Here is a 13,672-nt window from a genome sequence, read left to right on the forward strand (position 1 = left end):
GCTCCGCCGACGCACGCGTCTCGGCAGCACCGCCGGCGGCCTTCGGCACCCGGGGCCCGGGGCGCGGCCCCGGGGTCGGGCTCGAGGGGCGCGGGCCGGACGGCCGGGTCGCCGGGGCCTGCTTGGCCTCGGCGGGGGCCGCCTGCTTCGGCGCAGCGGGACCGGGCTTCGACGCGGGCGCCTTGGCCTCGGGGGTCCTGCCCCCGGAGTCCTTCGGCGCGGCGGGGGCGGACTTCGCCGTGGGCTTCGCGGCCGGCTGGGAATCGCCGCCCTTGTCCGCCTCCAGGCGGTCGCGGAGCCGGCGTACGACCGGCGCTTCAATCGTGGACGACGCCGACCGGACGAACTCGCCCATGTCATTCAGCGTCGAGAGGACGTTCTTGCTTTCGAGTCCGAGCTCTTTCGCGAGCTCGTAGACGCGGACCTTGGCCACTACTCTCCTTCAGGCCCGCATCGGGTGTGCGCGGACCAGTTAGTTGTTGAACATGCTCATTGCTGGTTCTTCATCGAGTGGTCATGAGCGTGAGCCCACCTTCTGATCGACCGCCTCGGACGAGGCGGTGTGGTTGCCCGGGAATGGTGTTCAGACCCGGGAGCGCAACGTACAGTCTAACGGTTGTCGCGAGATTTCGCATACGCGGCGACGCGCTCCGCGAGGCCGTCGGCCACCGGAGCCTGCGTACGCAGGGCGCGGCCGAACGCGCGCCGGCGTACGGCGAGGGCGACGCAGTCCGGGTCGGGATGGAGCCAGGCCCCTCGCCCGGCTGCGGTGCGGTCGGGGTCGAGGTCGACCACGCCGGCGACCACGGCCACGCGGACCAGCTCGGCCTGGGGGCGGGCGCTGCGACACCCCACGCAGGTGCGGATGGGCTGGGTCACCGCGGCAGCCTATCCCCGGCGCGCCCGGCGCCTCACAGCGAGCCACAGGCTGACCACAGCCGCGGCCGGGGAATGTCCCAGCCTGACCCGGCGCAATGGTGACCACGAAGCACCACCACACACGACGAGATCACGGAGACCCCATGTCGAAGAACACTCTGGCCACCACCGTCCTGCTGGGCGGCCTCGCCCTCGCCGGCCTGGGCGCCGGCGCCGCGACCATGGCCAACGCCGAGCCGACCGCCACGCCGTCCGCCTCCCCCTCGGCAGCCCCGTCGGGCGCGCCGACCGACGCTCCCCGCCCCGGCAAGGGCGACAGCGGCGGCAGGGGCGGCTTCGGCGGCGCCTCCGCCAAGGACCTGGCGGCCAAGCTCGGCGTCGACGAGGCCAAGGTCACCGAGGCGCTCAAGGCGATCCACACCGAGGAGCAGGCGACGCGCCAGCAGACCCAGCAGCAGGGCACGAAGCCCGACCCGGCGGCCCGCCAGGCCGAGCTCGCGAAGAAGCTCGCCGAAAAGCTGGGCGTCGACGAGGCGAAGGTCACGACGGCGCTCACCGAGCTGCGCGCCGCCCACGAGGCCGACGCGAAGGCCGCCTTCACGACCAGGCTCGACCAGGCGGTGAAGGACGGCAAGCTCACGCAGGCCGAGGCCGACGCCGTCACGAAGGCCGCCGATGCGGGTGTCATCGGCCGGGGTCACGGCCGCCGCTGAGCGACCGACCCCCTTCCCCCCGCGCGGGACCGCTCCAGACCTGGGGCGGTCCCGCGTGTCGCCTCCGGCCTCACCGCAGCAGGCAGAACCCCTCGACCAGGTCCGTACGCCCGGCCACGATCAGCTCGTCGCCGCGCTCGACGACGGTCTCGGGGCGGGCGTACGTGAAGTCCTCGCCGTGGCGCTTCACGCCGACGATGGTCACGTCGAACTTCGACCGGATCACCGACTCCCCCAGCGACTTGCCCCAGGACAGCTCGGGAGCCTCCGTGCGGGCGAGCGAGAAGCCGTCCTCGAACTGGATGTAGTCGCTCATGTTCCCCGCGACTTGGTGGGCCACGCGCTGGCCCATGGTGCGCTCGGGATAGACGACGTGGTGGGCCCCGACGCGGGCGAGGATCTCGCCGTGCTTGCGCGTGATGGCCTTGGCCCAGATGTCACCCACCCCCGCCTCCGACAGCGCCAGCACCGTCATGATCGACGCCTCGATGTCGGTGCCGATCGCCACGATCGCGCGCTCGTACGATCCCGCACCGATCTGCTCGAGGGCCTCGGCATCGGTCGAGTCGAGCACGATGACGTGGGTGAGCTCGTTCGCGTACCGCTGCACGAGCTCGGGCCGCTCGTCGACGGCCAGCACCTCCTGGTCCATGCGGACGAGCTCGAGGGCCGCGGCCAGGCCGAACCGCCCGAGGCCCACCACGAGGACGGCCCCCTCGGTCGACCGCGTCCAAGACTTCTTGCGCCATTCCTTGTCACCCAACAATTGGCTGCTCCTTCGGGAGTCGATAGCGGTGCGTACGCCGGGTCACGGCCATCGCGGCCACGGCAGAAATGGGCCCGACCCGGCCACAGAACATGAGGACCATGAGCACGACCTTGCCGATCGGCGGCATGAACGGGGTCAGGTTCGTCGACAGCCCGACGGTGCCGAACGCCGAGATCGTCTCGAACAGCACGACGTCGAGGCGGAAGTGGGTCGCCGACAGGATCACGAAGGTGCCGAGCGCGATCAGCCCGATGGCGAGCAGCGAGACGGCCAGGGCCTGGCGCATGGTCTCGCCGCCGATCCGCCGGTGGCCGATCACGACGTCGGGCTCGCCGCGCACCTCCGACCAGATGACATAGGCCAGCAGGAAGAACGTGCCCACCTTGATGCCGCCCGCGGTGCCGGCCGAGCCGCCACCGATGAACATCAGGGCGTAGTGGACCAGCAGCGTCTCGGGCCGCACCAGCTCGTAGTCGACGGTCTGGAACCCGGCCGTGCGCGGGAAGACCGACCCGGCGACGCCGTTGACGAGCTTCTGCCACACCGTGAGGTCGCCGATGGTGAGGTGGTTGCGCCATTCGACGACGAGGAAGGCGACGAACCCGACGACCAGGAGGACCACGGTGCCGATGATCGTCAGCCGGGCGTGCACCGACCAGAGTCGATAGCGGAACAGCTGCCAGCGCCGGGTCAGCTCGAAATAGACGGGGAAACCCAGGCCCCCCGCCACGACGGCCGCGCACAGCGGGAGCACGATCCACGCATCGGTCTTGAACGACATCACGTTGTCGCTGTAGAGCGCGAAGCCGGCGTTGTTGAACGCCGACACCGCATGGAAGACGCCATGCCACAGCGCCGTCGGCCAGTCGGGGTCGTACGCGGCCCTGAACCGCAGCGTCAGCACCGCGGCGACGACGGCCTCCGCGGCGAGCATGGTGACGGCGATGCGCTTGGGCACGTTGCGCACGTCGCCGAGCGAGCTGTGGGTCTCCGACGACGTGACGAGGCTGGCCTGCAGGCCCCAGCGGCCGCCCACCAGCAGGGCCAGCAGGGTCGCGAGGGTCATGATGCCGAAGCCGCCGACCTGGATCATGAGCAGGATGACGACCTTGCCGAACGTCGACCAGTGCGTCGGCGTGTCGAGGGTCACGAGCCCGGTCACGCACGTGGCGGAGACGGCGGTGAAGGCGGCGTCGAGCCACTGCGTGGTCTCGCCCGGCGCGCTCGCGATCGGGAGCATCAGCAGGCACGTGCCCACGGCGATCGCCGCGAGGAACGCGAGCGGCACGAGCCGCGCGGGGTGGGTCAGCGCCTTCACCCGGCCATCGTAGGGGGCCCGCGTACGCTGGCCGAATGTTCTGGCGGGAGATCGTGGGTCGGGTGACCGAGACGCAGCCCCCGCCGGAGGGGCAGGTGGTCGCCCTGCTGGGCCTGGTGGCCCTCGGCCTCGTGGTCCTGGCCTGGCCGGCGACCCGCATGCTCGTCACGATCGCCCACGAGGCCGGCCACGCGCTCGTCGCGACGTTGACCGGGCGCCGCCTCACCGGCATCAGGCTGCACACCGACACGTCCGGACTGACGGTGTCGCGCGGCCCGGCGCGCGGGCCCGGCATGGTGGCGACGCTGGCCGCGGGCTATGTCACCCCCGGCCTGTTCGGGCTCGCATCGGCCTGGGTGCTGGGGCTGGGGTACGCGGTGGCCATGCTGTGGCTGCTAACGCTGCTGTTCGCGGCGATGCTGCTGAAGATCCGCAACTTCTACGGGCTGTTGGTGATGGCCACGGTGGCCGTCGGGGTCGGCGCCGCGTCGTGGTATCTCGCGCCGGTCCACCAGTCGTGGCTCGCCCACCTCATCTGCTGGGTGTGGCTGCTGGCCGCGCCCCGGCCCGTGCTGGAGCTGGCGCGGCAGGGCTCACGCACGAGCGACTCCGCCCAGCTGGCCCGCCTGACCGGGGTTCCGGCCGGGCTGTGGACCGCGCTGTTCGGCGTGGTCACGCTGGGCTGTCTCGTGGGCGGAGTCGCGTTGCTGGTGCCGGGGGTCGTCAGCTAGCCGGGGCTTCGGGGGCGGCGACCTCGGTGTCGGGCTTGATGTCGATGCGCCAGCCGGTCAGGCGGGCGGCCAGGCGAGCGTTCTGGCCCTCGCGGCCGATCGCCAGGGACAGCTGGTAGTCGGGCACGATGACGCGCGCGGCGCGGGCGGTCGGGTCGACGACGGTCACCTTGCTGACCTTCGCCGGCGACAGGGCCTGGCCGACGAACTTCGCCGGGTCCTCGGACCAGTCGATGATGTCGATCTTCTCCTCGTTCAGCTCGTGCATGATCGCGCGGACGCGCTGGCCCATCGGGCCGATGCAGGCGCCCTTGGCCGAGACGTCCTTGTTGTGCGACAGCACGGCGATCTTGGTGCGGTGGCCCGCCTCGCGGGCGACCGCCTTGATCTCGACGACGCCCTGCTCGATCTCGGGCACCTCCATGCGGAAGAGCTTCGTGACGAGGTTGGGGTGCGTACGCGACACCACGACCTGCGGGCCGCGCTGCTCCTTGCGTACGGACACGACATAGACGCGGATGCGCTTGCCGTGGGAGTAGGTCTCGCCCGGCACCTGCTCGGCCGACGGCATGATCGCCTCGATCTCGCCGAGGTCGACCCGGACGGTGCGGGAGTCGCGGTCCTGCTGGATGGTGCCGACGAGGATGTCGCCCTCGCTGGCGGAGAACCGCCCGTATTTCCGCTCGTCCTCCGCGTCGCGCAGGCGCTGGAAGATGACCTGGCGGGCGGTCGCGGCGGCGACGCGGCCGAAGTCGGCTGGCGTGTCGTCGTATTCGCCGACCACCTCGCCCTCCTCGTCGCGCTCGGGGGCCATCACGGTGACCTTGCCGGAGCGGCGGTCAAGCTGGACGCGGGCGCCGCGCACGGGGGCCTCGGTCTTGTCGTAGGCGTTGAGCAGGGCCTCCTCGAGCGCCGTGACGAGCACGTCGAGGGGGATCTCCTTGTCCTTCTCGATGGTGCGGAGCACCGCCATGTCGATGTCCATCAGATGTCCTCTTCCTCGTGCTCGTTCGGGTCGTGCTCGTCGTCGTTCTCGTTCGCGTCGAGCGCGGCCTCGGCCGCGTCGAGCTCGTCGTTCTTGCGGTTCAGCTCGACCTGCACGACGGCCTTGGTGACCTCGGCGTACGCCACGGTCTCGCGCTCGGTGATGCCCTTCTTGGTGTCGCGGGTGACCTCGAGGACGACGGCCTCGTCACCGGCCTCGACGATGCGGCCGACCAGCGGCTCGGTCTCGACGGTGGTGATCTTGACCAGGCGCCCGACGTTGCGGCGCCAGTGCTTCGGCTCGGTCAGCGGGCGCGACGTGCCGCGGCTGGAGACCTCGAGGGTGTAGGCCTGCTCGCCCATCGCATTGGTCTCGTCGAGGTGCTCGGAGATCGCGCGCGTCGCCGAGGCGATCTCGTCGAGGGTGGGGCCGCGGCCGTCGGGGCCGTCGCCGTCGACGGTCACCTTGAGGACCCGGCGCCGGCCGGCGGGGACGTTGTCGAGGGCTTCGAGCTCCAGGCCGTGGTGGGACAGGAGAGGCTCGAGCAGGTCGGTGAGCGTGGAATCCTTCATCGAGGCGTCCTCCGGGATCCGATTGTGGGCTGCAGTTGTTCTCGACATCTTAGCGGTTGCGGTAGGTTCGCGCCGTGACCTCAGGACCCCGGCCGCAGCGCCCGCGCGCGTTCGACCGGAGGGCGTTCCTCGCCGTGACCGGAGGAGCGGTCACCCTGCTCGGGGCGTGCTCGCTGAGCGATCCCCGCATCAGCGGCGGGTCGATCAACCCGCCCCCGGAGCCGAGCGTCACTCCCCTGCCGGTGCTGGCCGGGCTGGACGCGGCCATCACCACCGAGGCCGCCCTGTGGCAGGTGGCGGGACTGCTGAAGAGTGAGGGGGCGCGGCTGAAGCTGTCCCCCGCCACGATCCAGCTGGCGTCGTGGGCGGGTCGCGACCACGAGGCGCACCTACTCGCCATTCGCGGGGCGAAGCCGACGGACCGCCCCACCAGCTTTCCGACGCCGGACGGGCGTTTCACCCCGCGGCCGGAGCCCACCCCGACGGCGTCGCTGCCCGCGGGCGATCGGACCGCCGTCCTGCGCGGTGTCGGCGATCGCCTGGGGAGGGCCGCGGCCGCGTACCGGTCGTCGGCGGCCGCGTCGAAGGGCAGCGGCGCCCTGCTGTTCGGGTCCCTGGCGGCGTACGCGTCGGGGATGGCGTACGGGTTGCCGAGCGACGCCGCGCGGCCAGAGGCCCCGGTGACACCGAACCGGCCGGCGCTCGTGCTGACCGACGCCGAGGCGGTGACGGAGGCCGTCAAGCAACTGCACGCGCTCGTGTTCGGCTATCAGGCCGCGTACCCGGCGTTCCGGCGCCCGGAGGACAAGGGCGTCTTCGACCTCATCAACGCGCGCCGCGACCAGCGCGACCGGCTCAGCGCGTGGCTGCGGGAGCGCAGGCTTCCGGTGCCCGCGGCCGAGCCGGCGTACGCGCTGCCGGTGCAGCCGGTCGACCGCGCGCGGGCGGGCGAGCTGCTGCGGGGCATGGAGCTGGCGTTCCAGCCGTACGCGGGGTCCTGGCTGGCCGCGGCGACCGATCAGCCGTCGAGGGAGGCCGCGCTGCGCGCGCTGGAGGAATCGGTGCGGCTGACGCTGCAGTGGGGCGGACCGCTTCCGCAGTGGCCGGGCTGGGCGGGCTGACGCTCAGAGGAACTGGACCGCGGTGTCCCAGCCCAACTTGAGGATCAGTGCGCCGACGACGACGAGGAAGACGGTGCGTACGAAGCCGTTGCCGCGGTTCAGTGCGGTGCGGGCGCCGAGGAAGCCGCCCGCGAGGTTGGCGACGGCCATGACGATGCCGAGGGCGACGAGCAGCTCGCCGTGGAGTCCGAACACGGCGATGGCGGCGACGTTGGTGCTGAGGTTGGCGATCTTGGCCTTGGCGCTGGCCTCGAGGAAGCCATAGCCGAGGACGGCGACCATCAGGATGACGAAGAACGACCCGGTGCCGGGGCCGAGGATGCCGTCATAGACGCCGACGCCGAGCCCGATGGCCGCGGTCGAACCGTAGTGGCGGGCCCCGGTGTGCTTCTGCTGGTGCACCAGGCCGAGCTGGGGTTTGAACAGCGTGTACGCGCCCACCGCGACCAGGGCGACGAGCACGATCGGGGTGAGGGCCTGTTTGGGGATGAGCCGGGCCATCGCGGCGCCGATCGCCGAACCGGTGAACGACATGGCGACCAGCGGGATCAGGGTGCGCCAGTCGAGGGCGATGCGCCGGGCGTACGTGATCGTGGCGGTAAGGGTGCCGGCCGCCGACGAGATCTTGTTGGTGCCGAGGATGTACGGCGACGGCGTCTCCTTCGGCAGGCCGATCAGCAGCGCGGGGAGCTGGATCAGCCCTCCCCCGCCGACGACCGCGTCCACCCAGCCCGCGACGAAGGCCGCCAGGATGAGACCGGCGAGCACGTGGGGCGGGACGGGCAGGCTGAACGGGTCGATCTCGAGCAGGGGCACGGGCGACAGTCTCCCACCCGTGGCCTGCCGTCCCGTGCGCGTTTCAGCCGCGCCAGTCGCGGGTGAGGGTGCCCGCGGTCGCGGCGACCCCGTCGAGCTGGGCGAGGTCGTCGTCGGTGAGGGCCAGATCGAGCGCCTCGAGGTTCTCGGTGAGCCGATGGGGCTTGGTCGTGCCGGGGATCGGGACGACGTCATCCCCCTGGGCGAGCACCCACGCGAGGGCGACCTGGCCCGGGGTGGCCCCGCGCGTGGCCGCGACCCGGCGTACGACGTCGACGGCCCGGAGCGCCGCGGCGAGGTTCGCGCCGCGCCACCGCGGCAGGAACCGACGGTAGTCGAGCAGCGGCAGGTCGGTCGCGGCCTTCGGGTCGCCGGTGAGCATGCCGCGGCCCAGGGGGGAGTACGGCACCACGGTGGCGCCGACCTCGCGGGCGGCGGCGAGCGGGCCGTCCTCGATGGCGCGCTCGAACAGCGACCACTCGGTCTGGAGCGCGGCGATCGGGACCACGGTCGCGGCGCGGCGGATCGTGGCGGCGTCGCACTCGCTCAGGCCGACCGCGTGGACCTTGCCCGCGCCGACGAGCTGGGCCATGGCACCCATCGACTCCTCGATGGGAACCAACGGGTCGGGGCGGTGGAGGTAGTAGAGGTCGATCACGTCGACGCCGAGTCGCTTCAGCGAGGCGTCGGCACAGCGGAGGATGCGCTCGGGGCGCGCGTCGAGGCCCCGCGGCATGCCGAGCACGGGCCATGTCGTGATGCCGCACTTCGTGGCGATGCGTACGCGGCCGCGGTGGGGCCGCAGGGCCTGGCCGACGAAGGCCTCGTTGGCGCCGTTGCCATACATGTCGGCGGTGTCGAACAGCGTGACACCGGCGTCGACGGCGGCGTCCACGGTGCGGCGGGCGGACTCCTGGTCGGGGCGGCCGTACGCGAGGGTCATGCCCATGCAGCCGAGGCCGAGGGCGGAGACGTCGAGTTCGCCGAGGGTGCGGGTGATCATGAGTACTCCCTGGTCGGGGCGAGGGCCGAGGTGGCCGTGGGTTCCGGGTCGCCCAGGTGGCCGCCGTAGGTCGCGATCTTGTATTCGGTCGCGGCGAGCGACAGCTGGAGCTCGGCGATCTTCAGCCGGATGGTGTCGCGGTGCTCGAGCATCATGTCGAGACGACTGGGCACGGTCGCGTCGCCTCCCTCGATCAGGTCGACGTAACGTTGGAGGTCGGCCATGCCCATGCCGGACACGCGCATGCGGACGAGGAACGTCAGGCGGCGCACGGCCTGGCTGTCGTACGTGCGGTGGCCGGCGGCGTCGCGGGCGACCTCGACCAGGCCCTGGCGCTCGTAGTAGCGGATGGTGTGGGGCGACACGCCCAGGTGGTCGGCGACCTCGGCGACCGTACGCAGGGTGGCGTCGTCGGGGTCCGGCAGCTGGGCCACGATCTCCTCGATGGTGAGGTGACCGGAGGCGACCTTGAGGGCCACTGCGGTGAAGTCGGTGTCGTCGATGGCGGTGTCGTCGAGGGCGGGATCGTCCATGAGTCCGACGGTACGGGTGTGAGCGCGCACCAACGCAAGCGGTGGGCGGACGATTTCTGCCGCGTGCGAGCATTTCCCCATGACGACCGTCGATCTCACGGGTCCCGGCACCTCGCCCGGCCTGTCCGCGTACGTCGCGACGCCCTCGACCCCCGGCCCCTGGCCCGGGGTCGTCGCGATCCATGAGGCGTGGGGGCTGGACGACGTCCTGCGTCGCCAGGCCGACCACCTCGCCTCCCTCGGCTATCTGACGATCGCGCCCAACCTGTTCAGCGACGGCGGTGGCCTGCGCTGCATCCGCGGGGTCATGCGCGCCCTGTCGGAGCAGAAGGGCCGCGCGTTCGCCGACATCGAGGCCGCGCGCCAGTGGCTGCTCGACTCGCCCGACGTCGGCGGCGGTGTCGGGGTCATTGGCTTCTGCATGGGCGGCGGCTTCGCGCTCGTGCTGGCGGGTCAGGGCGGGTACGCGGCCGCCGCGCCCAACTACGGTCAACTGCCCAAGGACCTCGCGGTCCTGGAGGGTGCGTGCCCCGTCGTCGCCAGCTATGGCGGCAAGGACGCGAGCCTGAAGGGTGCTGCGGCCACGCTGGAACGGACGTTGACCGGGTTCGGCGTGGAGCACGATGTCAAGGAGTACGCGGGCGCGGGCCACTCGTTCCTCAACGATCGACAGAACGCGCCGCAGCCCATCCGGCTGCTGGCGCCGGTCATGAACATGGGGCCCCACCCCGCATCGGCGCGCGACGCGTGGGAGCGGATCGACGCGTTCTTCGGAGTGCACCTGGCTGCCGGACGCGACTGAACTCGGACGCGACCCGTTCTCGGGCGCGACCGTTCCCGCGGTGGCGCAACGTTCAGCCTGTGCCACCGCGGCCCGTTCACCTCGTCAGGCCGCGTCACCCTCCTCCGGCAACCTCGGCGCAGCCGCACGAGCGTTGTTCTCCCGAGCCTCACGCGCCCGGCGCCGCGTGCCGGCCGGGTCGAGGAGCCGGTCGATCGCGGGGTCGAAGTCGGACGTCCCATGGGGCGTCACCCACTTCTCCTGACCGCAGGGCGTGCGCCAGTGGAAGACGCCCGCGCGGATCTGCGTGAGCCGGAATCCGCCGTGGGTCTTGGCGTTGTGGCCGCCGCGGTCGAGCGGCCCGAGGTTCGGCTCGGTCGTCGGGCCCTGGGGCCATTCCTCGGTGTGGTCGAGGTCGACCCGGCCGTGGGACGAGCGCTCGGAGTGCGGGAAGACCACCACGGGGTTGCGCAGCAGCACCCGTTCCCGCATCGACGGCGGCGGTTCGTACGCCTCGCTGAGCGTCACGGCCTCGAGGTCGATCACCGGCTTCACCACGACCTTGGCGGCCGATCCGACCAACGCGTCAAGCTGGGATCGAACAAGCGGACCGAGCTTCGGTGAGTCGCCGCCGGCGCCGCGCTCGAGCAGGTCCCGCTCGATGTGGACGATCAATTCGAGGGTGGTGGCGACGGCGGTTGGGCTGACGGTTGCAGTCGGCGTGACCGTGGCCTCGTCGGCCCCGTCGCCTTCTTCGCCGCCCAGGAGCCGAGCCGCAGCTGCCGGATCGGCGAGCGCCTCCAGCGCCTTAGCGCGAAGCAGCCGCTCGTCGCCGGCCGCCCCGCCGTCCTCGAGCACTCCGGCGAGCCGCACCAGCGTCTTCTCGAGTTCGGCCGCGGGCCCGGCGTCCAGCTGGCCCCGCAGCATCATCACGCCACCCGCCTCCTTGTCGAACCCGACGAAGCGGTCCTCGAGCCGGGCCCTGCGGCGGGCCTCGGCGCCCTCGGCGTCGAGGTGGACCACCAGCGACTCGACCTGCTTCAACAGGCGGCGCGGTCCCCAGCCCGGCGCATAGGGCGCCACGCGGCGATCAACCTCCAGCGCGAGGTCGAGGCTCAGCGGCGCGGCGACGTGGGTCATGCGCCGGACGACCCACGGGGTCACATAGCCGTTCAGCAGCAGTTCCCACACCCGCGGGAATCGGTGGCGGAGGTCGAGCACCTCACCGATCAATACGCCGGCGGCCTCGGGCGAGCGTCCGAGCGCTGGGCCGACCTCATAGCGCAGCAGGTCGGACGCCTCCGGCGTGCCATCGCGGCCATAGCGCCACAGCCGCTCGCCGTGGAGCACGAGCCGCTCTCTTCCCCCTCCGGCTCGACGTCGTCGACCCACGAGAACGCATCGGCCGCCTCGGCGACCAGGACGAGCTCGTCGATCTCGGCCTTGCGCGCGCGGGCGCTGGCGGCGCGGATCGCCATGATCGTGGAGACACGGTCGGGCGGAGCGCCCCCGGGTGGTTCGTTCGGACTCATCATTACCCCTTTTCGAACTGATGATCCAATTCTAGGAGAGGGGTCCGACAATTCTTCGAGCTCCCTGAACCGCCATGATGAGCTCCAACCGAGGCCCTGCCTCAGCGCCCCAGCTCCCCCACGATCTCCTCCACCGCCGCGTCCACCGCGACCTCGTGCTTCTCGCCCGACTTGCGATCGCGCACCTCGATGACCCCATCGGCCAGCCCGCGCCCGACCACGACCGACGTCGGCATGCCCAGCACCTCGGCGTCTGCGAACTTAACGCCGGGCGAGGCCTTGCGGTCGTCGAGGAGCACGCGTACGCCGCGCTCCACCAGCGCCTGCGCGATCTCCGTCGCCTTGTCGAGCACCTCGTCGCCCTTGCCGGTCGCGAGGATCTGGACGTCGTAGGGCGCCAGCTCGCGCGGCCAGCACAGGCCCTTGTCGTCGGACGTGCCCTCGGCCACGCAGGCGACGGCGCGCGAGACGCCCACGCCGTAGGAGCCCATGGTCACCGTGACCTGCTTGCCGTTCTGGTCGAGGACCTTCAGCCCTAGCGCATCCGCGTACTTCCGGCCGAGCTGGAAGATGTGGCCCATCTCGATGCCGCGGGCGAGCGTCAGCGGACCCGAGCCGTCGGGGGCGGGGTCACCCTCGCGCACCTCCGCCACGTCGATCACGCCGTCGCCCACGAAGTCGCGGCCGCAGACCAGGTCGAACACGTGCTTGCCGTGCTCGTTGGCGCCGGTCACCCACCGGGTGCCGGGCACGACGCGCGGGTCGAGCAGATACCGTACGCGGCCCACGGCGTCGGGACCCTCGGCGTCGCCGATGCCCAGCACCGACGACCCCTGCGCGCCCGGGCCGATGTAGCCCTTGACCAGCAGCGGATAGGCCGCGAAGTCCTCGTCGGTGAACGGCTCGGCCACCGCCGGCTCGAGCGCGGCCTCGAGGCGCTTGGCGTCGACCTCCCGATCGCCAGGGAGCCCGATGGCGAGCGGCTCGCGCCGACCGTCGGGCTGGCGCACCATGAACACGACGTTCTTCAACGTGTCCGCACCCGACCACTCGCGATCACCGAACAGCGATCTGGCCACGGCCACGAGCGAGTCGATCGTCGGCGTGTCCGGCGTGTCCTCGACGTGGGCCGCCGGGGCGTCGTCGAAGGGCACGGCCTCGGGCGCAGCCACGCGTACGGCCTCCACGTTGGCCGCATAGCCCCCCGCCGAGCGGACGAACGTGTCCTCGCCGTTCTCCGCCACCGCAAGGAATTCCTCCGACTTCGAGCCGCCCATCGCGCCGGCCATGGCCTGCACGATCACGTAGTCGAAGCCGAGACGGTCGAAGATCTTGATGTACGCCTCGCGGTGGCGCGCGTACGACTGATCGAGCCCGGCCTCGTCGACGTCGAAGGAATAGGAGTCCTTCATCACGAACTCGCGGCCGCGCAGCAGACCGGCGCGGGGGCGGGCCTCGTCGCGATATTTCGTCTGGATCTGATACAGCGACAGCGGCAGGTCCTTGTAGGACGAATAGAGGTCCTTCACCAGGAGGGTGAACATCTCCTCGTGGGTCGGGCCCAGCAGCATCTCCGCACCCTTGCGGTCGGTCAGCCGGAACAGGTTCGGGCCGTATTCGAGCCAACGGTTCGTCGCCTCGTAGGGCTCCTTCGGCAGCAGCGCGGGGAACTGCACCTCCTGGGCGCCGATCGCGTCCATCTCCTCGCGCACGATTTTCGCCACGTTGTGGAGCACTGCCAGGCCCAGCGGCAGCCAGGTGTAGATGCCGGGCGCGACGCGGCGGATGTAGCCCGCGCGCACCAGCCACCGGTGGCTCGGGACCTCGGCGTCGGCGGGGTCGTCACGCAGCGTGCGGACGAACAGCTGCGACATGCGGGCGAGCTGACCTGACTGATGGGACACGTGGCACTCCTCCTT

Annotated in this window: 15 protein-coding genes; 4 read left to right on the plus strand and 11 right to left on the minus strand. The window is 71.5% G+C overall.

Going from position 1 to position 13,672, the window contains the following annotated elements; genetic code table 11:
* Both ACYVAG_RS00005 and ACYVAG_RS00010 read right to left on the minus strand, forming a co-directional pair.
* A partial coding sequence (locus ACYVAG_RS00005) for a translation initiation factor IF-2 N-terminal domain-containing protein (protein WP_460764986.1) occupies positions 1–433 on the minus strand: 433 nt, incomplete at its 3' end.
* Between the two features lie 176 nt (positions 434–609).
* Entirely contained in the window at positions 610–879 is a 270-nt protein-coding gene (locus ACYVAG_RS00010; protein ID WP_460764988.1) for a YlxR family protein, read from the minus strand.
* A 143-nt stretch (positions 880–1,022) separates the two neighbouring features.
* Here ACYVAG_RS00010 and ACYVAG_RS00015 point away from each other — a divergent pair, with 143 nt between their 5' ends.
* Complete coding sequence (locus ACYVAG_RS00015) at positions 1,023–1,592, plus strand: hypothetical protein (protein WP_460764990.1); 570 nt, start codon at positions 1,023–1,025, stop codon at positions 1,590–1,592.
* Between the two features lie 70 nt (positions 1,593–1,662).
* Here the strand turns inward: ACYVAG_RS00015 and ACYVAG_RS00020 are convergent, their stop codons facing one another.
* Together ACYVAG_RS00020 and ACYVAG_RS00025 are read right to left on the minus strand one after the other, a co-directional pair.
* Positions 1,663–2,355 (minus strand): potassium channel family protein, encoded by a 693-nt coding sequence (locus ACYVAG_RS00020; RefSeq protein WP_460764992.1) that lies wholly within the window; start codon positions 2,353–2,355, stop codon positions 1,663–1,665.
* Positions 2,348–3,679, minus strand: a complete 1,332-nt coding sequence (locus ACYVAG_RS00025; protein WP_460764994.1) for a TrkH family potassium uptake protein — start codon at positions 3,677–3,679, stop codon at positions 2,348–2,350. The genes ACYVAG_RS00020 and ACYVAG_RS00025 overlap by 8 nt, the downstream gene beginning before the upstream one ends.
* A 35-nt stretch (positions 3,680–3,714) precedes the next feature.
* Between ACYVAG_RS00025 and ACYVAG_RS00030 the strand changes: the two genes are divergently transcribed.
* Entirely contained in the window at positions 3,715–4,410 is a 696-nt protein-coding gene (locus ACYVAG_RS00030) for a M50 family metallopeptidase (RefSeq protein ID WP_460764996.1), read from the plus strand.
* On the opposite strand, the gene nusA is transcribed toward ACYVAG_RS00030, so the two are convergent.
* Positions 4,403–5,395 (minus strand): transcription termination factor NusA, encoded by a 993-nt coding sequence (gene nusA, locus ACYVAG_RS00035; protein ID WP_460764998.1) that lies wholly within the window; start codon positions 5,393–5,395, stop codon positions 4,403–4,405. The two genes, ACYVAG_RS00030 and nusA, sit on opposite strands and share 8 nt — an antisense overlap.
* Positions 5,395–5,967 (minus strand): ribosome maturation factor RimP, encoded by a 573-nt coding sequence (gene rimP / locus ACYVAG_RS00040; RefSeq protein WP_460764999.1) that lies wholly within the window; start codon positions 5,965–5,967, stop codon positions 5,395–5,397. The genes nusA and rimP overlap by 1 nt, the downstream gene beginning before the upstream one ends.
* A 74-nt stretch (positions 5,968–6,041) precedes the next feature.
* On the opposite strand from rimP, the gene ACYVAG_RS00045 reads away from it, so the two are divergent.
* Positions 6,042–7,088: a DUF4439 domain-containing protein gene (locus ACYVAG_RS00045; protein ID WP_460765001.1), complete on the plus strand. Its 1,047-nt coding sequence runs from the start codon at positions 6,042–6,044 to the stop codon at positions 7,086–7,088.
* A 3-nt stretch (positions 7,089–7,091) separates the two neighbouring features.
* Here ACYVAG_RS00045 and ACYVAG_RS00050 read toward each other — a convergent pair whose 3' ends face one another.
* Genes ACYVAG_RS00050 through ACYVAG_RS00060 form a run of 3 tightly spaced genes read right to left on the minus strand, consistent with a single transcriptional unit; the run spans position 7,092 to position 9,440 of the window.
* Positions 7,092–7,904 (minus strand): sulfite exporter TauE/SafE family protein, encoded by an 813-nt coding sequence (locus tag ACYVAG_RS00050; RefSeq protein WP_460765003.1) that lies wholly within the window; start codon positions 7,902–7,904, stop codon positions 7,092–7,094.
* Between the two features lie 43 nt (positions 7,905–7,947).
* Positions 7,948–8,907, minus strand: a complete 960-nt coding sequence (locus tag ACYVAG_RS00055; RefSeq protein WP_460765005.1) for an aldo/keto reductase — start codon at positions 8,905–8,907, stop codon at positions 7,948–7,950.
* Positions 8,904–9,440 carry a MerR family transcriptional regulator gene (locus ACYVAG_RS00060; protein ID WP_460765007.1) on the minus strand — a complete coding sequence of 179 codons (537 nt, stop codon included), beginning with the start codon at positions 9,438–9,440 and terminating at the stop codon, positions 8,904–8,906. Before ACYVAG_RS00060 ends, ACYVAG_RS00055 begins: the two co-directional genes overlap by 4 nt.
* A gap of 79 nt (positions 9,441–9,519) precedes the next feature.
* Between ACYVAG_RS00060 and ACYVAG_RS00065 the strand changes: the two genes are divergently transcribed.
* Positions 9,520–10,242 carry a dienelactone hydrolase family protein gene (locus ACYVAG_RS00065; protein ID WP_460765009.1) on the plus strand — a complete coding sequence of 241 codons (723 nt, stop codon included), beginning with the start codon at positions 9,520–9,522 and terminating at the stop codon, positions 10,240–10,242.
* A gap of 84 nt (positions 10,243–10,326) precedes the next feature.
* Here ACYVAG_RS00065 and ACYVAG_RS00070 read toward each other — a convergent pair whose 3' ends face one another.
* The gene (locus ACYVAG_RS00070) at positions 10,327–11,571 is read right to left on the minus strand and encodes a DUF222 domain-containing protein (protein WP_460765011.1); all 1,245 of its coding nucleotides are present in this window, start codon (positions 11,569–11,571) and stop codon (positions 10,327–10,329) included.
* Positions 11,572–11,854: 283 nt separating this feature from the next.
* On the minus strand, positions 11,855–13,627 hold the full coding sequence (locus tag ACYVAG_RS00075) for a proline--tRNA ligase (protein WP_460766753.1): 1,773 nt from the start codon (positions 13,625–13,627) through the stop codon (positions 11,855–11,857).
* Positions 13,628–13,672 lie beyond the last annotated feature (45 nt).

This window comes from Mariniluteicoccus flavus, from assembly GCF_054776655.1.

What these genes read in the sequence shown, in the direction of transcription:
- ACYVAG_RS00015 (WP_460764990.1), top strand. Translation starts at nt 1,023, where the DNA reads ATGTCGAAGAACACTCTGGCCACCACCGTCCTGCTGGGCGGCCTCGCC.
- ACYVAG_RS00030 (WP_460764996.1), top strand. Translation starts at nt 3,715, where the DNA reads ATGTTCTGGCGGGAGATCGTGGGTCGGGTGACCGAGACGCAGCCCCCG.
- nusA (WP_460764998.1), bottom strand. Translation starts at nt 5,395, where the DNA reads ATGGACATCGACATGGCGGTGCTCCGCACCATCGAGAAGGACAAGGAG.
- rimP (WP_460764999.1), bottom strand. Translation starts at nt 5,967, where the DNA reads ATGAAGGATTCCACGCTCACCGACCTGCTCGAGCCTCTCCTGTCCCAC.
- ACYVAG_RS00055 (WP_460765005.1), bottom strand. Translation starts at nt 8,907, where the DNA reads ATGATCACCCGCACCCTCGGCGAACTCGACGTCTCCGCCCTCGGCCTC.
- ACYVAG_RS00060 (WP_460765007.1), bottom strand. Translation starts at nt 9,440, where the DNA reads ATGGACGATCCCGCCCTCGACGACACCGCCATCGACGACACCGACTTC.
- ACYVAG_RS00065 (WP_460765009.1), top strand. Translation starts at nt 9,520, where the DNA reads ATGACGACCGTCGATCTCACGGGTCCCGGCACCTCGCCCGGCCTGTCC.
- ACYVAG_RS00075 (WP_460766753.1), bottom strand. Translation starts at nt 13,627, where the DNA reads ATGTCGCAGCTGTTCGTCCGCACGCTGCGTGACGACCCCGCCGACGCC.